At 59.4% G+C, this 17820-nt stretch carries 13 protein-coding genes; 8 read left to right on the plus strand and 5 right to left on the minus strand.

All coding sequences use genetic code 11. The features are described from left to right. Nucleotides 1-290 precede the first annotated feature (290 nt). The gene (locus KYK14_RS09990) at nt 291-1343 is read left to right on the plus strand and encodes a hypothetical protein (protein ID WP_343217081.1); all 1053 of its coding nucleotides are present in this window, start codon (nt 291-293) and stop codon (nt 1341-1343) included. Nucleotides 1344-1537: 194 nt separating this feature from the next. Here KYK14_RS09990 and KYK14_RS09995 read toward each other — a convergent pair whose 3' ends face one another. The 4 genes from KYK14_RS09995 to KYK14_RS10010 all read right to left on the minus strand — a co-directional run bounded on the left by KYK14_RS09995 (nt 1538) and on the right by KYK14_RS10010 (nt 6305). Beyond that, on the minus strand, nt 1538-3109 hold the full coding sequence (locus KYK14_RS09995) for a DHA2 family efflux MFS transporter permease subunit (RefSeq protein WP_219158720.1): 1572 nt from the start codon (nt 3107-3109) through the stop codon (nt 1538-1540). Between the two features lie 134 nt (nt 3110-3243). Then, on the minus strand, nt 3244-4326 hold the full coding sequence (locus tag KYK14_RS10000; RefSeq protein ID WP_185282164.1) for an HlyD family secretion protein: 1083 nt from the start codon (nt 4324-4326) through the stop codon (nt 3244-3246). A gap of 88 nt (nt 4327-4414) precedes the next feature. Further along, entirely contained in the window at nt 4415-4858 is a 444-nt protein-coding gene (locus tag KYK14_RS10005; RefSeq protein WP_219158721.1) for a universal stress protein, read from the minus strand. Between the two features lie 94 nt (nt 4859-4952). Beyond that, nucleotides 4953-6305 (minus strand): TolC family protein, encoded by a 1353-nt coding sequence (locus tag KYK14_RS10010; protein ID WP_185282162.1) that lies wholly within the window; start codon nt 6303-6305, stop codon nt 4953-4955. 249 nt (nt 6306-6554) lie between these two features. On the opposite strand from KYK14_RS10010, the gene KYK14_RS10015 reads away from it, so the two are divergent. The 4 genes from KYK14_RS10015 (at nt 6555) to KYK14_RS22335 (ending at nt 10856) form a co-directional block, all read left to right on the plus strand. Continuing rightward, a complete protein-coding gene (locus KYK14_RS10015) occupies nt 6555-8666 on the plus strand; it encodes a sigma 54-interacting transcriptional regulator (protein ID WP_219158722.1) in 2112 nt (703 codons plus the stop codon). 75 nt (nt 8667-8741) lie between these two features. Beyond that, on the plus strand, nt 8742-9449 hold the full coding sequence (locus KYK14_RS10020) for a Cj0371 family chemotaxis-regulating polar lipoprotein (RefSeq protein ID WP_219158723.1): 708 nt from the start codon (nt 8742-8744) through the stop codon (nt 9447-9449). Between the two features lie 50 nt (nt 9450-9499). Next, complete coding sequence (locus tag KYK14_RS10025) at nt 9500-10678, plus strand: glutathionylspermidine synthase family protein (protein WP_219158724.1); 1179 nt, start codon at nt 9500-9502, stop codon at nt 10676-10678. Between the two features lie 55 nt (nt 10679-10733). Then, nucleotides 10734-10856 (plus strand): hypothetical protein, encoded by a 123-nt coding sequence (locus KYK14_RS22335; RefSeq protein ID WP_258048964.1) that lies wholly within the window; start codon nt 10734-10736, stop codon nt 10854-10856. A gap of 179 nt (nt 10857-11035) precedes the next feature. Here KYK14_RS22335 and KYK14_RS10030 read toward each other — a convergent pair whose 3' ends face one another. Beyond that, nucleotides 11036-12016 carry a Gfo/Idh/MocA family protein gene (locus tag KYK14_RS10030; protein ID WP_219158725.1) on the minus strand — a complete coding sequence of 327 codons (981 nt, stop codon included), beginning with the start codon at nt 12014-12016 and terminating at the stop codon, nt 11036-11038. 259 nt (nt 12017-12275) lie between these two features. On the opposite strand from KYK14_RS10030, the gene KYK14_RS10035 reads away from it, so the two are divergent. From KYK14_RS10035 to KYK14_RS10045, 3 genes are all read left to right on the plus strand, one after another. Continuing rightward, nucleotides 12276-12863, plus strand: a complete 588-nt coding sequence (locus tag KYK14_RS10035) for an RNA polymerase sigma factor (RefSeq protein ID WP_219158726.1) — start codon at nt 12276-12278, stop codon at nt 12861-12863. 260 nt (nt 12864-13123) lie between these two features. Continuing rightward, nucleotides 13124-14236 carry a FecR family protein gene (locus tag KYK14_RS10040; RefSeq protein WP_219158727.1) on the plus strand — a complete coding sequence of 371 codons (1113 nt, stop codon included), beginning with the start codon at nt 13124-13126 and terminating at the stop codon, nt 14234-14236. A gap of 120 nt (nt 14237-14356) precedes the next feature. Then, nucleotides 14357-17803, plus strand: coding sequence for a TonB-dependent receptor (locus KYK14_RS10045; protein WP_219158728.1), 3447 nt, complete (start codon nt 14357-14359; stop codon nt 17801-17803). Nucleotides 17804-17820: the final 17 nt, after the last annotated feature.

Genomic DNA, 17820 nt, shown 5'->3' on the forward strand with positions numbered 1-17820 from the left:
CGTGAGAAGGTCCTTCACTGCGTTCAGGATGACAGACTATTCACAACTTCACAAACTCACAACTTCACTACTCCTACCCTATCAACAAAAAGCCCTTACACCCGCACCGGTCTAAGGGCTTTTTATACCAGCAGGGTTGCTTCTTGCAGGACGAATGGTTTAGCTCGTCCGTAACCGGCGCGCCATGGCAACATCCTCAGCCACTTACCGAAGCTACATATCCTTATTCCTTGATCAATAGAATTTTTTGTTATCGAACTTCCTAGCTTTATGCCCGTAGCCCTATCATTTTGCCCCAACTACTCGCTGTGTTTGCATTCATATCTCGCCCAATTTTACCTGCGTTCTTTGTTAGCTCCGGTTTACTACTTGCCTTAACTGGCTGCGGCTCCCGCCAGGAGCGCGCCAACCCCGATGCCGCATCCACAGCCAGCGTGGAGCAGGTAGCCCCTACTCCTCCACCCATTGATTCGGTGCAACTGAAGCTGGAAGCCATGCGCCGCGATTCGCTGTGGGCCGACTCGGTGGCCCGCGTGAACGGGCAGCTGCCGGGCGCCATACTACCGGGGCACCGCATTGTGGCGTTCTACGGTAACATCCGGGCGAAGGGCATGGGTATTTTGGGACGTGAGCCCAAGGAGCAAATGTTCCGCAAGTTTGATGGCGTACTGAAGGAGTGGCAGGCCGCCGACACTACCCTACCCGTGATGCCGGCGCTGCATAGCGTGACCATCACGGCGCAGGGCGCGCCCGGCAAGGACGGCAAGTACCGCCTCATGAATTCCAAAGCCACCATTGAGGAAACCATGCGCTGGGCCAAGGAGAAAAACGCCATTCTGTTTCTGGACGTGCAAGTGGGTCTGAGCGACCTAGAGCACGAACTACCTAAGCTGGAGCCCTACCTCAAAGACCCCACTATCCACCTGGGCATCGACCCGGAGTTTGCTATGGCCACCAAAGGCGTGCGGCCGGGTAAGAAAATCGGCACCTACGATGCCAAGGATGTGAACTACGCCATCCGGTTCCTGACGCGCATTGTGCGCGAAAACAAGCTACCCCCCAAGATTCTGATGGTGCACCGCTTCACGCAGGGCATGGTCACGAACTACAAAAACATCAAGCTCGACCCGCACGTGCAGGTGGTGATGGACATGGATGGCTGGGGCAACCCTATCCTGAAAAAGGATTCTTACAAAGCCTACATCCAAAAGCAGCCCGTGCAGTACACCGGCTTCAAACTGTTCTACGAGTACGACGCCCGGCCGGCCCCCCACCACATCATGACGCCCAAGGAAGTCCTAGCCGAGTTGGACCCCAAGCCGCTGTATATTCAGTATCAATAATGGTGAGTTTGTGAAGTTGTGAAATAAAAAAGCGTGTCATCCTGAGCGCAGCGAAGGACCTTATGACAATAGAACGACAAGTGTAATAACGACTCGTTCTATTGTCATAAGGTCCTTCGCTGCGCTCAGGATGACACGCTTCTTTTTCAACGCGCCTATAAACTCACAATTTCACAAACTCACAACTTCACCACTTAGTGTGCGGCGTTCAGGTCTACTTTCTCGCCGGGTTTGGCGCGCTTGATGAGTAGTACCAACGGCACGCAGATGAGGAAGAAGCCCCCGATCATCAGGAAGATTTCGGAGTAGGTGATGATGGACGTTTGCTTCATCAGGGTACCTTCGAGGGCGGCATAGGCCATTTGCTGGGCCTGTACCAGGTCGGCACCCTTGGCGCGGAAGTTGGCAATGAAGGCGTTGAGACGCGTTACCGTTTCGGGGTTGTAGAGCGAGATATTGGGCAGCAACGCGTTGCGGTTCTGGAAGATAGCGCGCTCCAAATACGTACCGACCAGGGCTACCCCAAACGAGCCACCCAATTGGCGAATCATACCGGTGAGGCCGGCCGCCTGGCCCGCATCCTTCCCACTCAAGCCGGCTAGCGACATGGTGGTGATGGGCAGAAACAACATGCTCAGGCCAAAACCGCGCAGGATCAACGGCCAAAAGAAGTCGCCCTCGCCAGCGGTGGGCGTGAGGCGCACGCTCATCCAATAAGAGAAGATAAAAAACACGGTGAAGCCCACCGGCAGGATAAATTTCTGCGAGATGCCCCGCTGAATCATCTTGCCCATCACCGGCATCATCAGGCCCGACACCACGGCGCCGGGTAGGAGAATGTAGCCCGTTTGCTCGGCCGAGAAGCCCAGAATGCGCTGGCAGAAGATGGGAAACACGAACACCGAAGCGAACAAACCGAAGCCCAGCACAAACGACAGAAACGCGCCGATGGACAGGTTGCGGCTTTTAGTGAGCACGCGCAAATCCACGATGGGTTGCTTGGCCGTCATCTCGCGCACCACAAAGCCTACCAAGCCGATGATGGCCAGAATGGTACCCAGCACAATGTAGGGCGTCTCAAACCACTCTTCCCGCTCGCCTTGCTCCAGCACCAGCTGCAACGCGCCCACGCCCATAATCAGCAGGATAATGCCCGCCCAGTCGATTTGACGCAGAGGCCGCGGAATGGCGTTTTTAATACGATCGGGGTCCCGAATAAACAGGATGGTGAAGATGGAGGCCAGCACACCCACGGGCACGTTCACGTAGAAAATCCAGGGCCAGTCGTAGTTGTCCACAATAAAGCCGCCGAGGGTAGGGCCAATGGTGGGCCCGATAATCACGCCCATACCAAACAAGGCCTGGCCCAAGGCCAACTCCTCGGGCGGGAACGTATCAACCAGGATAGCCTGCGACGTAGCCATCAGGGCACCGCCGCCTACCCCCTGGATAAAGCGAAACGCCACCAGTTCCCAGATGTTGGTGCTTTGCCCACAGGCCATGGAGGCCAGGGTAAAAAGAATAACAGAGGCGAGGTAGTAGTTTTTGCGCCCAAACTGCTCGGCCAGGAAGCCGGTCATGGGAATCACAATCACGTTGGCAATGGCGTAGCTCGCCACCACCCAGCTCACCTCCTGCTGCGTGGCCGACAGGTTGCCCATCATCTGGGTCAGGGCCACGTTCACGATGCTGGTATCAATCAGCTCCAGCAAGCAGCACATCACCACCGTAATGACGATGATCCACTTGGTAAATCCGGTTTCCATGAGGTAGTGTTTAAACTGTCATCCTGAGCTTGCGAAGGACCTTCTCACGTCAGATAGTAACTATCTATCGTTAGTTGTTCTCACGTGAGAAGGTCCTTCGCAAGCTCAGGATGACAAATAATTTTCCAGCTTATCTATTTCACCGCTACGGTGGCCGTCACGCTCATGCCGGCGCGTAGGGGGTGTTCGGGGTCTACTTTGTCGAGGGCGATTTTGACGGGCACACGCTGCGTTACCTTCACGAAGTTGCCGGTCGAGTTGTCGGGGGGCAGCAGGGCGAAGCGGGCGCCCGTAGCGGCCGACAGCGACTCCACGTGGCCTTCGAACTCCTCGTTGGGGTAGGCGTCTACCTCAATATTCACCTTCTGGCCCACTTTCATGTTTTCCAGCTGGGTTTCTTTGAAGTTGGCTACCACCCACGTACGGTCGCTGGCCACCAGGCCAAACAACTGCTGACCGGGCGCTACCACTTGGCCGGGCTGCACGTTCTTGCGGCTTACCACGCCGTTGGCAGGGGCCGTAATGGTGGTGTAGCTCAGTTGCAGCTTGGCGTTGTCGAGGTCGGCTTGGCGCTGCTTCACCACAGCTTGCGCCACGGCTACCTGCTGCTCAGCCGCGGCCACTTGCTGCCGGGCTACGGCTACTTGCTGCTCGGCGGTAGCGCGCTGGGCGGTAGTGGCTTGCAGGTTGGCCTGCACGGCATCATAATCGCTCTGTGGAATGATATCCTCTTTGCGCAGGAAGGTGCTACGCTTCAGGTCTTTTTGGAGGCGGGCACGGTTGGCCGAACTCACACCAATGGTCGCCTGGGCGGCTTTCACATTGGCCTGCGCCGTACCGATGGAGGTGCGGGCAGCTACTACGTTGGCTTGGGCAGCAGCCAGGGCAGCCTCGGCAGCATTTACACGCTGCTGGTAGTCGGCGGGGTCGATGGTAACTACCACGTCGCCTTTCTTCACGACCTGGTTATCGTCAATTTTCACGTCGAGCACGGGGCCACCCACGCGCGGAATCACGGGATATACGTCGCCCTCTACCTGGGCGTCGTCGGTGTCTTCGTGGGCTTGGCCGAACTGGTAGCGCTGGTAGCCAAAGTAGCCGCCCACCAGTAGTACAAGCGCCAAAATAATAAGGATAATCGGGCGCCGCGAACTGCTTTGCGGCTGCTCGTCGGTAGGCGTTACTACGGCGGCGTCTTGGTGAACAGAAGTTGCCATTAGAAAAGGGAGCTTAGAAAATGAGTATTGAATACAAAGTGACGTGAGTGCGACAAGCTGCGAAGAGCTACCGCCGCTACCCTACTAGTTAGGCCGATTGGCGGTATTCATCAGCCTGACAGTTCTTTACGAGAAGTGTGGCACAAGGGGCAGTGCGTACCACGGCTTCGGCGGTGCTACCCATCAGGAAGCGCGTGAGTCCGGTGCGGCCGTGCGCCCCAATCAGGATCAGGTCGGCGGGGTGGCGCTGGGCTTCGGCCACGATTTCCGTGGCCGCGTCGCCCTGCACAATAGCAGTGCTAACCACTACCCCTTCCTGTTCCGCCAGTAGTCGGTAGTTGGCCAACTGCAAGGCAATGTCCAAGTCGAGGGGGCGCGCCAGCCCGGCCATGGGCAGCTCCGGCTGGGCTTCCAGCACGTGCAGCAGCCGCAGCTCGGCACCGGTGGCCGCCGCCAGCGTTGTGGCGTACCGCACCAGCGGCGCCGAAGCAACCGAGAAATCAAGCGGACACAAAACGGTGGTGAGGGTCATCTGGTGAATTAGTGAGAGGATGCTATGGTGAGTGGCTTGTAGTATGGGTGAGAAGATGGGTTTAGCGTTACCGGAACGACAACTCACCCGTTCACTATTTCGCCGCTTCCCAAATCTGCTCGCCGGTGGCACGGCGGAGCTGGTATTGACCAATGGTGTAGTTGTAGATGGCTTGCAGGCGGGAGAGGCGCGACTGGGCCAGCTGCGTTTCGGCATCCAGCACATCGAGGTTGTTGCCTACCCCATAGCGGTAGCGGGCCTTGGCGCGGGTGAGGGCGTCGGTGGCCTGCCCAATCTGCACTTCCGAGTTGTCGTAGCGAGCAGTGCTGGCCTGCATGTTGTTCACGGCTTGCAGCACATCGGCGCGCACTTGCTCCTGCGTGTCCTGGGTGCGAGCTTGGGCTCCTTTGATGGCCGATTGCGCTTCGGCACGCTGCGTTTTGTTGCGGCCGCCATCGTAAATCGGAATGGAAAGCTGGGCGCCGGCTACCGTGTTGAAGCGGAAGCGGTTCAGGTTGGGCACGATGTAGCCGTTTTTGCCGCCGGCCTGGGCCAGCACGTTCAGTTGTGGCTTGTTGCTTACCTCAGCTACCCGCAACTGCGCCGTGGCCGTGGCTTCGTTGTCCCTGGCCAGTTTCACCTCGGGGCGGTTGGCAGCGCCGGCTTCTAGTGCCGCCTGCACATTCACGGTCTCCGGGTTGTACTCGAAGCGGCCGCGCACCGGCACCACCGCCGTCTCGGATTTGTGCAGCAAGCGAGCCAGCTGTACTTCCTGGTTGCGGAGCTGGTTTTGCAGGTCAATCTTCTTGTCCTGGGCCTGGGCAATGCGTACCTGCGTGGTGGTCACGTCGAACTGTGTGCTCACGCCACCTTCTACCCGGCGCTGCATTTCGCGCTCGTGCTGTCGCAACGAGGCAATCTGCGCGTCCTGCACCCGAATGGCCTCGCGGGCAAACAAGATGCTGTAGTAGCTCTGCGCGGCGGCGTAGGCCAAGTCGCGGCGGGTTACGTCGATGTTGTCGGTAGCGGTGAGGGTGCGGCTGCGGGCGGCTTCAATAGCGGCATTGGCCCGCCCGAAGTCCAGAAGCGTATACTGCGCGGCCACGTGGGTGTCGTAGTTGTTGTTGGGTGCCAGCTGAAAAGGCGCCTGCTCGGGGGTAAGGTTCAGCTTCACCTGCGGGTCAATGCGAGTGTAGCTAGCCGTACCCGTTACCACTGGTTTGAGGTAGGTGCGCTGTTGGGCCAAGCGGCTTTGGGCCTGGTTTACTTCCTCCTGCAAGGCATTGATGGAAGGGTTGGCATCCAGCACCGAGCGGATGGTGGTTTCCAACGACAGCGAATCGCCAGCGGTGGCCGTAGATATAGGTACCTGCGCGTAGGCAGCGCTACCAATCAGCAACCCTAGAGTTGTGAGTAGCGGCGCAGCAAAGGTTGGTCGGAGATGCATAAGAAAACAGCGTATGGATGCTGCCCCTTATCCGAAAGATGTGCCAAGTGCTGCCATCCTCGTATACCAGCCTAAAAAGTAGTGTTTAAAGCTAAATGAAGCCGTTTTTGGATAGTAGTGGCTGATAAACGGACTTGTGCCAAACTGCTATATTTCCTGATATTTTAGGAATACCTCATTTTTATTCCTCATATATAAGGAAATAAGCACGTTTATTTTGTTGTTGCTTCGGTCATTTCGCCCTCCATTATGCCCCAGACTAACAGTCAGGACGAGTCGTTGTTGCTCTACCTCAACGATGCCATTGCGACTACCCGCAACAAGGAAGCTCTGTTTCAGACCGTCACGGAAAAGCTACGGCTGATTTTCCCGTTCGATGCCATCACCATCATCACCCTCGACAACGAGCAGCAGTACCGGCGGGTATTTTTGCGCGACTACCTAGGCGAGACGCTACCCCCTATGGCTAACTTTCGCAAGTCCATTACGGGCTCGCCTATTTCGGAGTTTGTGGGCAGTGCCACCCAGCTTCGGCAATACGACCTGACGGAGCTGTTGCCGCGCTACAACAACTACGAGCCACTGGCCCAAATGCTCAAGAAGGGCCTGCGCTATTTCACAGTGGTGCCACTGCGCACGGGCGGGCGGCTGATCGGACTGTTGTCGTTGGTGGCGCGGCGCCACCCGGCCTTCTCCCCCGACGACGTTTCGCTGCTCGAAAAGATTGGTAGTCTGGTAGCGGTGGCCGTGAACAACACGCTGGCGTTTGAGGACGTGGCACGGCGGGAGCAGGAGAAAAGCATGCAGCTAGCGCTTACCAATGCGCTGCTCACCATTAAAGAGCGCGGCGAGCTGTTTCAGCGTATTGCCACCGAAATAAACCGCGTGGTGCCGTGCACCTACTTTGGGGTGCGCGTGCAAGAAGCTGATGGCCCGATTCAGGTGTTTGCTGAGTTTATGAAGCAACCCGACGGCACGTTCCTCCCCACCGACCCTACCCGCTGGGACCACCTACCCGAATACCCCCAGCTGCAACAGCAGATAGCGCCGCTATTCTCGAAGCCGGGCGTGTACGCGGGGGCCGAGTTTCAGGCGCTGGCGGCGCGCTACCCCCTCATGCGCCACATCTGGGAGCAGCGCGGCACCCGTGCCCTTCTGTGCATGCCCCTCTGGGTGCGCGACGACCAAAGCGCCACGCTTATTCTATCCAGCAAGCAGGAAGATACCTCGCTGACCGAAGACGACCTCCGCCTGATCCAGCTGCTGGTGCCCCAACTCACACTGGCCATTCAAAACGTATTTGCTTTCGAGCAGATCGAGCACCTGCGCGCCCAGCTGGAGCGGGAGCGCACCTACCTCATCGACGAGATTAACACCACCGCCGCCGCCCGTTTCGCCGATTTTGTGGGCGGCAGCGAGGCCATGCAGGGCGTTTTCCAGCGCATCATGCAAGTAGCCCCCACCGACTCTACTGTGCTGGTAACGGGCGAAACGGGCACCGGCAAGGAACTGGTAGCGCGCGCCGTGCACCAACAGAGTCCGCGCCGGACGCGGGCCTTGGTGAAGGTGAACTGCGCCGCCCTACCCGCTCAGTTGATTGAAAGCGAGCTGTTTGGACACGAGAAAGGCGCCTTCACGGGCGCCATCGACCGGCGTATTGGCAAGTTTGAGGTGGCCGATGGGGGGAGCATTTTTCTGGATGAGGTAGGCGAATTGCCGCTGGATTTGCAGGCCAAGCTTTTGCGTGTGTTGCAGGAAAAGGAGTTTGAGCGCCTGGGCGGGCAGCGCGTGTTGAAGGCCGATGTACGCGTGATTGCCGCCACCAACCGCGTGCTGGAAGACGAGGTAGCCGCCGGCCGCTTCCGCGCCGATTTGTACTACCGCCTCAATGTATTTCCGGTGCGCCTACCCGCCTTGCGCGAGCGGCCCGAGGACATTGAACCCCTCACGCGTCACTTTCTGGAGCGCTTCACCAAGCAGATGGGCAAGCCCGTGCGCAACCTGCGCGAGCAGGACTTGCGCGCCCTGCGCGCGTATGCCTGGCCCGGCAACGTGCGCGAGTTGGAGCACGTGGTAGAGCAGGCCGTGATTGTATCCAGCGGACAGTTCCTGGATTTTGGCGGCTTTGCGGCGGCCCTGCACCCGGCCACCTCCGAAGCCATAGCCCTACCCATAGCCAGCAATCAACCCCTCAAAACCCTGAAAGACCAGGAGCGCGACCACATCCTGGCGGCGCTGCACCACACCGGCGGCCGCGTGAGTGGCCCTAGCGGCGCGGCCATGTTGCTCGACATCAACCCCAAAACCCTGGAAGCCCGCATGAAAAAGTTGGGCATCCGGCGCACGGTGGGGGTAGGGTAGCGCGTTTCAAAGCACACCTGTTTCATTGATTATCCGTAGAACAACGGCACCTTTCCACCTGCTTTCACAAGACGCATGCATAAACCCTACTTCCCCCTAGGCGACTGGCGCCGCAACCTGTTGCTGGCCGCCGCGGCGGCCAGCCTGGGCATAGCCCTACCCGCCTGCTCCGGCAGCTCAGAACCCGACCGCGCTATCACCGAAACCGGCAGCTGGGACAATGCCGCCGATTCCTATTCCCAGGGCGTTATCACGGAGCTGACGGAGGTGCAGCCCGATAAGTGGCAGATTACCGCCGAGCGTCCTGCCGGCAAAGAAGAAGTGGCGGCCATTCTGAAGCACTTCGATGGCAAGGTAGACACCCTGCAAGGTCAGGCCCTGCAACAGCAGATGCGCCAATACAGCCAGCAGCACCCCGAAAACCAAACAGTGAGCAGCGGCGGGGGCGGCCTCATGAATATCCTGATGTGGAGCAGCCTGGGCTACATGGCCGGGCGGTTTCTCACGCCCCAGCCCGCCGCCTACGCCAACCCCGGGCTGATACGCCAAAACCAGGGCTGGCGCAGCCAGGTAGCGCAGGAGCGTGCTCAGGGCCGTGGCTTTTTTGGACGCGGCTTTAATGGTACGCGCGCCGCGGCGGGCAGCAACGGCATTCGGCCTAGCACCAGCGTAGTGCGCTCTACGGGCTACGGTAGCCGCAGCACGATGCGCACCAGTGCCCCCTCGGGGCGGCGCTCTGGCTTTGGCAGCCGCGGCTACGGCGGCCGCGGGTTTGGTGGGTAGGCCCGGCTGCCAGCCGCTTTTCCCTTGCATTTCTTTTCCTACCCTCTTTTATGCCTGCCATTCAAACGGTACCCCTTGCCGGTACTATTGCCCCTACCCTACGCAACTTAGGCTGGGACTGGGCCGTGGAGGACGTGTGCCAGCACTACGTGGCGCAAGAAGCCGTGCAGCTCCCCGAGGAGCAGGCCGACGCCCTGCTGGAAGCCGCCGATACGCTCTACGACATGCTGGTGCAAGCCGTGCCCGACGAGCTGCCCGACGACTTTTTGCGCCGCCTGGCTATTCCGGAGATACTGTGGGACGCCGTGCGGCACTCCTGGGCCGATGACCGCCATTGGCACCTCTACGGCCGCTTCGACCTGGCCCAAACGCCCGATGGCCCCAAGCTCCTCGAATTCAACGCCGACACGGCCACCAGCCTACCCGAAGCCGCCGTGGTGCAGTGGGCCAGCCTGGTAGCAGCCGGCCTCAGCGAGAAAGACCGTCAGGCCAATGGTTTGTTTGAGGGCTTGCAGGCCCAGCTCACGCACTGGCTAGAACTGAACGACGACCTGGCCCCTACCCTGCTACTAGTGTATTTGCCAGGCAGCGCGGAAGATGCCACCAACTGCGCCGTGGTAGCCGAGGCCGCGCTGGCGGCCGGCTTCGAGCTAACCCACCTCTGCGACGCCGATGCCATGACGGTTTCCGTGACGGGCGCCGACCGGGGCGCCTGGGCCGAGGTAGAGCCCGGCCAGTGGCAGAAGTTTGATTTTGTGTTTAAGCTGGTGCCCTGGGAGATTCTGGCCGAAGAAGAACCCGAGCTGACCACCGACCTCACGCAGCTCATGCAGTCGCGGGACGTGGTGGTGGCTAACCCCGCCTACTCCTTGCTTTTCCAGAGCAAAGCCATGCTGGCCTGGCTGTGGCAGGAGTTCCCGCACCACCCGTTGTTGCTGGAGGCTTCGTTCGAGGAGCTGGCCGGTCACAGCGTGCGCAAACCCGTGTTTGGGCGCGAAGGGCAGAATGTGACGGAGCTACACGCCGGCCAGCCCGGCCAGGCCGTGGAGGGCGACTTCGCCCAACAGCCCCAGGTGTACCAGCGCTACGCTACCCTACCCCAGGACGTTCACGGGCGCTACTACCAGGCAGGTGTATTCTGGGCGGGCCAAGCCTGCGCCATCGGCTACCGCCGCGACACCGGTTTTATGACTAACCTATCGGAATTCGTGCCCCACGTACTGCTGTAGTTCAGTCAAACAGAAGCGGATACCGTACACAGCGTACACCTCAACCAAAACTTCCATGGCTAATCCTACCAGCACTCCGACCCACACCGATCCGGCTACCAAGAATAAGGAGAAGGAAAACGAAACCACCGTGAAGGACAAACCCGACGGTAAGAAGAAAACCACACAGAAGAAGTAACCCTTAAGAAGCTAGTTGAGCTAAATATGAACGGTGTAGAGACGCATACTTGCGTCTCATCGTTGAACGAAATGCGGTCTGATGGCGCGGACGACTACACCGTTCACTAATGAATGCAAACAGCTTACTAGTACTAGTATAGAAAAAGGCCCTGACTCACGTAGTCAAGGCCTTTTTTGTTATTCGCCGGGGTAGTGCACCCCTAGTTGCTGCCGGATATCATCGAGCGTTGCTATCAGCTTTTCGCTGAATGCGAGCGGTACCAGCGGGCTTTCCGTCAGGCCTTGCGCCAAGCAGTCCTGCACGTGTCCGGCTTCGTAGCGGTAGCCGTAACCGGCTTCCTCGAAGTGGAAATCCTGCGGCTCCTCGCCAGTGCGGTGCAGGGTGATGCGTTCAGCGTGATGAAACTTGTGATGCAAATGCAGCTTGCCCTCGGTACCATAAATGGTGCAGGTGGTATCGGTGGTGGCAGCCAGGGTGGAGTAGAGGCTGGACGTGGCGCCGCCAGGGTAGGCCAGCACTAGGCTGCACGTCAGGTCGACGCCGGTTTCGGTGAGGGTACCTACGGCTTTCACTTGGGTAGGCTCGCCCAGAAAGAACTTGCTGAAGAACACTGGGTAAATGCCAATATCCAGCAAAGAACCACCGGCCAAAGCCGGGTCGAACAGGCGGCTGGTGGGGTTGTAGTCGGCCGCAAAACCGAAGTCGGCCACCATATGTACGGGGCGACCAATGGCGCCGGCGCCCACCAGTTCCAGGGCTTTGTGGGTGGCAGGCATAAAGCGCGTCCAGAGGGCTTCCATCAAGAACACCTGCTTTTCGCGGGCCACGGCTACCATTTCGGCTACCTCGGCGGCGTTGCGGGCAAAGGCTTTTTCGCAGAGCACGGCCACGCCAGCCCGCAGGCACAGCAGCGTGTGCGCATGGTGCTCGGAGTGGGGCGTAGCCACGTACACGGCATCCAGATCGGGCAGTTGCACCAACTCTTCGTAGCTACCCAGAGCGTGCGGCGCGCCGTACTGCGCGGCAAACGCTTGGGCTTTCTCCAAGGTGCGCGAGGCTACGGCGTGCAGGCGGGCGCCCGGCACCAAGGCCAGGTCTTGGGCAAACTTGTGGGCAATCTTGCCGGGGCCGATGATACCCCAATTGAATGTTTTCATAGGATGCTTATTTGCGAGCGACACGCCTGCGCAGAGGTACGCGGAGGTTGAACAGAAGTTCTTCGGTTGCAATATGAGTGTCGCTGCCGAATATCGAAAAGCCCACAGGAAGGATAGGTGCACTATGTGCAGCGCGCTATGACACCGCAGGGGTAAGCTTCGTCGTTCTAGCCTGCGGCGTAATACACCTACTTTCAACTATTCCGTTAGCTTTACACACTTCACCAACGTGAAGTAAGTCCCTGACTGCATTCACGCTATGTATAGCCCACCACCTTCGCACCACGAGCAGCGCCACGACGATGACGTGGCCTTGTGGCAGGCGTTTCGGGCGGGGCAGCAGGAGGCGTTGGGTGCCTTATTTGACCGGTACGCGCAGCAGCTTTTTTCCTACGGCCACCACCTAATCCACGACGCGGAAGTGGTGAAAGACGCCATCCAAACCGTATTTGTGCACCTGTGGGCGCGGCGCGACCACCTGGGCGAAGTGACAACGGTGAAGTTCTACCTCTATCGCAGCCTCAAAAACGAGCTGCTGCGCGTAGCCAGCTCGGCCCGACCAGCCAGAGAACAAGTTGTGGAAGACTACGAGCCTTCCATCGAGCAGTCGTTGGTGGATACTGAAGAGGAGCACCAGCAGGCCATGCGCCTGCGGTTGTCGTTGGCGCAGCTTTCGGGTAGGGAGAAGGAAATCATCAACCTGAAGTACTTCAGCAACTTCAAGATCCGGGAGATTGCGACCATGCTGCAACTCAACGAGCAGACCGTCGCGAATCTGTTGTCGCGGGCACTCAAAAAGCTACGCCAGTCGCTGTTGGTGAGCGTGTTGCTGTGGCTGCTGGGGTAGTGGGGTAGTAGGCACTTTGTTTTCGTCTGTCATCCTGAGCTTGCGAAGGACCTTCTCACGTTAGAACGACTTTCATAACAACGACTCGTTCTGCCGTGAGAAGGTCCTTCGCAAGCTCAGGATGACAGATAATTTTATTATCATAAAATATTCATATTCAATACTATATAAATAAAATAGTATTATTTCAAAAAAATATTTCTTCCTAACGTGGTAGTAAACTCCCAATAGTCCCTCTTCTATATACTACCACCCACCCCATGCCCGACTACCCACATTTCTGCGCTGAGGAGTTTGCCCAGGACGAGTTCTTCGTTCGGTGGGTGCTGCGGCCTGATGCGGAAACGGAGGCGTTTTGGCAGCAGTGGCTTGCCACGTTTGCGTTTCGGCGCGACGAGGTAGAGGCCGCGCGCCAGTTGGTGCTGGGGCTGCACCAACTTCCCCAGGCCCGGCTGTCGTCGGCGGAGAAGATGGCGTTGCGGCAGCGCATTTTTGAGGAGATAGACACGATGGAAGCTCCTGTACCGGCCGCTCATCACCGTTGGCTGGTTCCTACTTGGCAGTGGGCGGCGGCGGCTAGTGTGCTTTTGATGCTGCTGGGCATTGGGCAGCTATGGCAGCTGCAACAGCCCGTTTCGGCGTCGGGCTACCGGGCGCTGCTGGCGCAAGCCCGGCGGGAAGCCGGCACCCTACGCGACATCGATAACCCCACGGCAGGCACCCGCTTGGTGTCGCTACCCGACGGCAGCTCTGTGCTGCTGCGGCCGCATAGCCGGCTGGCGTTTCCGGTGCGTTTTGTGGGCACTACCCGCCCGGTATACCTGGAGGGTTCGGCCTTTTTTGAGGTAGCGAAGAATCCGGAAAAGCCCTTCTTCGTGAATACGGCTTCCCTGGTTACCAAAGTGCTGGGCACCAGCTTCGAGGTGCAGGCGGCAGCCAAATCGCCCCGCGTGGTGGTAACGGTCAAAACCGGGCGCGTCTCGGTGTATCCGCAGGGCGGGGAGCAAGCTCAGTTGCAAGCCCGTACACAACAGTTGGAAGGCATCGTGCTGACGCCCAATCAGCAGGCCACCTACCGCCTTGCCGACCACCAGCTGAAGCGCACCCTGCTGGCGCAACCTGCCTTGGCGGGCGGCGCGGCGGCCGTGTTTGAATACGAGGAAACGCCTATTCGTGAAGTGTTTGCACAATTGGAGAAAGCCTATGGCGTGTCCATTGTGTACGACAAAGCCGGGCTGGGCAACTGTCCGCTCACGGCGTCCTTCACCGATGAGCCTTTGTTTGAAAAGCTCCGCCTGATCTGCAAAGCCACGCGTGCCCACTATGAGGTGCTCGACGCGCAGATTGTAATTACCGGGCCGGGCTGTAACTAATTCGCTTTTTTTAGCCGTTCGTCCGCAAACGATTTCGGCTTTCCCATACACGTGCTTTCCTACCCTGCACAGGGTAGGGTGTTCGGGGTGCGTCCTGTTCTACTTCCAATTCCCTATCCTATGCTCTCACTCCTACCTCATCTAATTTGGCGGCGAGGCGTTGCGCGGCTCCTGTGGTTGACCACGCTGCTCGTGGTCGTCGGCACCGCGCAAACCACGGCGGCGCCCGCCTCCCACCAAGACCCCGCCAACCGGCGCATCAGCGTGCAAGTCAGCAACCAAGCCTTAAAAACGGCTTTGCATCTGATTGGGCAGCAGGCCGGTGTGAAGTTCGTGTACAGCCCGCGCCTGATTGATCCGCAGCAGCGCGTGACGCTGCGGGCGCACGAGCAGCCCCTACCCGACGTGCTCCAACAGCTGCTTGCCCCACTTCATCTCGACTTCGAGATTTTGCAAAAGCAAGTAGTCATCAGCAAAGCCACGGCCACGGGCGCGGTACCACCGCCTACCCTGGAGGCGCGCAACGCCCATCCCGTACCCGTAGAAACCACCATTACGGGCCGCGTGACGCAGGCCAACGGCGAGGGCCTACCTGGCGTGACGGTGGTAGTGAAGGGCACCACCAACGGCACCACCTCCGACGCCGACGGCAACTTCACCCTCAGCCTCCCAGACGCCTCGGGCACGCTGGTGGTATCGGCCATTGGCTTTATCACGCAAGAAGTGTCCTTACAGGGCCGTACGCAAGTGAGCGTGGTGCTGCAAACCGATGTGAAGTCGCTGGATGATGTGGTGGTGATTGGCTACACCACCCAGCGCAAAGCCGACCTAACGGGCGCCGTATCGCAGGTAAATCAGGCCGACATCAACGGCTTGCCGGTGACGGGTCCCGCCCAGATTTTGCAGGGCAAAGCGGCCGGTGTGGCCATTACGCAGGCCACTGGCGCGCCCGGCGAAAACATTGCCGTGCGCATCCGGGGGGTAGGCACCATCAACGATAACGACCCGCTCTACATCATCGACGGGGTGCCCACCAAAACCGGCATCAACCAGATTTCGCCTAATGACATCGAGAGCATCAACATTCTGAAAGATGCGTCCTCGGCAGCCATTTATGGGGCGCGGGCCTCAAACGGTGTGGTGATTGTGACCACCAAGCGCGGCAAGGCCGGCAAGCCGCGTCTCACGGCCAGCGCCTACGCCGGCGTGCAAACGGCTTCCAATCTGATTAATATGGCCAACACCAGTCAGTACGTGGCGGCCTACAACGTGGCGGCGCAGAACGACGGCCGCGAGCAGATTCCGGCCGATGTGGCCGCTACCCTGCCCGATGTGAACTGGCTAAAGGAAGTACTGAAGCCGGCCCGCCAGTACAACGGCCAGCTCGACGTGAGCGGCGGCACCGAAAACTCCCAGTACATTGTGTCAGGTAGCTATCTGAAGCAGGATGGTTTGATCGAAAACTCGTCCTTTGACCGCTACAACCTGCGCACGGCGGTGAATACGACCCTGTCGCGATTTGTGAAGATTGGCACCAACGCCAACCTGTCGTACAGCAAAACCCGGCAGGTAGGCACCTCCGGCGACGGGTTCGGCGACGGCAACCCGGGAGCCAGCATTGTGCGCTTTGCACTGTTCCGGACGCCGGGCACGCCGGTGCGCAACGACCAAGGCCAGTTTGTGGACCTGCCCCGCACGCCCGATGGCGCGCTGGCCACGGCCTTTCTGGGCGATGGCATCAACCCCGTAGCCCTCGCCGACGCTGCCGACCGCAACTTCAACCGCTATAATCTGCTGGGCAACGCCTACTTGGAAATCACGCCCGTGGAGAGCCTGCGCATCCGCTCCGACTACGGCGTAACGTTTCTGATTACTGATTACAAGCAGTTTTTCAAGACGTTCGGCGTTGATCGGTCGTTCAACTCGCCCGCCCAGCTGGCGCAGTCCAACACCAAGGAGTTCAACTACAACTGGACCAACACCGCCGTATACGAATTACCGGTGGGCAAAAGCACCTTCAACTTTTTACTGGGCACGGAAGCCATCAAAAACAACGTGACTGCTATTTCAGCCTCGCGCCGCGGCTACGTAGACCAGTCGCCTACCTTCCAGTACCTCGACAATGGCACGGGCGTGCAGCAGAACGGTGGCGGCGAGGCGCACTCGGCGCTGTTCTCGGGCTTTGCCCGCCTGAGCTACGACTACGACAGCCGCTACCTGGCCAGCTTCAACTTCCGCCGCGACGGTTCCTCACAGTTCATTCCGGGTAGGCGGGCCGAGAGCTTCTACTCCGGCTCGGTGGGCTGGAACCTGGCCCAGGAGCGTTTCCTGCGCGACGTGTCGGCGCTGTCGTTACTGAAGCTGCGCGCCAGCGTGGGGCAGTTGGGCAACTCGTCTATCGGCAACTATCCCTATGCCTCGCTGGTGGGCGGCAACTTTTACTACCCCTTCGGCGGGGTTTCTACGCAGGGGTTGAGCGTGGTAAGCAAGGGCAACCCCAACCTGCGGTGGGAAACCAGCACCCAGAGCGACGTGGGCTTGGACATTGGCCTGTTGCAGGGCGCTTTGCAGCTGACGTTGGATTATTTCGTGAAGAATACCTCCAACGTGCTCTTGTTCCTACCCCAGCCCAGCAGCGCTGGCAACGGCGGCAACCCGGCCGTGAATGCCGGCAAAATCCGCAACCAGGGCTTCGAGCTGGAGCTGTCGTACCGCAACACCATCGGCAACGATTGGAGCTATAACTTGAGTGGCAACCTGGCTACCCTGAAAAACGAGGTGCGCGACCTGGGCGGCACCCCGCCCAGCGTGGGCGGCCGCATCGACAACAACTACTTTGCTACCCTCACCGACGTAGGCCGCCCCATTGGCTCTTTCTACCTGTTGCAGGCTGATGGCATTTTCCAGACCGCCGAGGAGGTGTTTACGCACGCCTACCAGGGTCCCGGCATTCAGCCCGGCGACGTGAAGTTCAAGGACATCAGCGGCCCCAACGGCGTGCCCGATGGCGTGATTGACGGTAACGACCGCACCTTCGTGGGCAGCCCCATTCCGAAGCTCACCTACGGCCTGACCGGCAACCTGCGCTACAAGAGCCTCGACCTAAGCGCGTTCTTCCAGGGCGTGCAGGGCAACAAGCTCTACAACCAAGTGAACACCGACATCGAGGGCTTCTACCGCGCCTTCAACCTGACGGAGCGGGCGGCCACCAATTACTGGACCGGCCCCGGCAGCACCAACGAGTTTCCGCGCCTGTCGTGGGTAGGGGCTTCGAACAATAAGCAGCCTTCCACCCGCTTTCTGGAAGACGGTTCCTACCTGCGCCTCAAGAACATTCAGCTGGGCTACACCTTCGGCGACAAGCTACTCTCGCCGCTGAAAGTAGCGTCGGTGCGGCTCTACGTGAGCGCGCAAAACCTGCTGACCTTCACCAAGTACACCGGCCTCGACCCCGAGCAGGGCACCAACAGCAACTCCCTCGGCGACGGCGTGCGCGCCACCGGCATCGACTTCGGCACCTACCCCTCGGCTCGCACCTTCACGGTGGGGATTAACGCGGGTTTCTAATCTTCTTGCATCACACG

The organism is Hymenobacter profundi (genome assembly GCF_019334315.1).
Taxonomy (GTDB): domain Bacteria; phylum Bacteroidota; class Bacteroidia; order Cytophagales; family Hymenobacteraceae; genus Hymenobacter; species Hymenobacter profundi.

Bases quoted from the DNA above. Each gene is read 5' to 3' on its own strand.
- KYK14_RS10025 (WP_219158724.1), top strand. From the start codon at position 9,500: ATGCCTGCCATTCAAACGGTACCCCTTGCCGGTACTATTGCCCCTACC.
- KYK14_RS10020 (WP_219158723.1), top strand. From the start codon at position 8,742: ATGCATAAACCCTACTTCCCCCTAGGCGACTGGCGCCGCAACCTGTTG.
- KYK14_RS10040 (WP_219158727.1), top strand. From the start codon at position 13,124: ATGCCCGACTACCCACATTTCTGCGCTGAGGAGTTTGCCCAGGACGAG.
- KYK14_RS10005 (WP_219158721.1), bottom strand. From the start codon at position 4,858: ATGACCCTCACCACCGTTTTGTGTCCGCTTGATTTCTCGGTTGCTTCG.
- KYK14_RS22335 (WP_258048964.1), top strand. From the start codon at position 10,734: ATGGCTAATCCTACCAGCACTCCGACCCACACCGATCCGGCTACCAAG.
- KYK14_RS10015 (WP_219158722.1), top strand. From the start codon at position 6,555: ATGCCCCAGACTAACAGTCAGGACGAGTCGTTGTTGCTCTACCTCAAC.
- KYK14_RS10000 (WP_185282164.1), bottom strand. From the start codon at position 4,326: ATGGCAACTTCTGTTCACCAAGACGCCGCCGTAGTAACGCCTACCGAC.
- KYK14_RS10045 (WP_219158728.1), top strand. From the start codon at position 14,357: ATGCTCTCACTCCTACCTCATCTAATTTGGCGGCGAGGCGTTGCGCGG.
- KYK14_RS10035 (WP_219158726.1), top strand. From the start codon at position 12,276: ATGTATAGCCCACCACCTTCGCACCACGAGCAGCGCCACGACGATGAC.
- KYK14_RS10010 (WP_185282162.1), bottom strand. From the start codon at position 6,305: ATGCATCTCCGACCAACCTTTGCTGCGCCGCTACTCACAACTCTAGGG.
- KYK14_RS09995 (WP_219158720.1), bottom strand. From the start codon at position 3,109: ATGGAAACCGGATTTACCAAGTGGATCATCGTCATTACGGTGGTGATG.
- KYK14_RS10030 (WP_219158725.1), bottom strand. From the start codon at position 12,016: ATGAAAACATTCAATTGGGGTATCATCGGCCCCGGCAAGATTGCCCAC.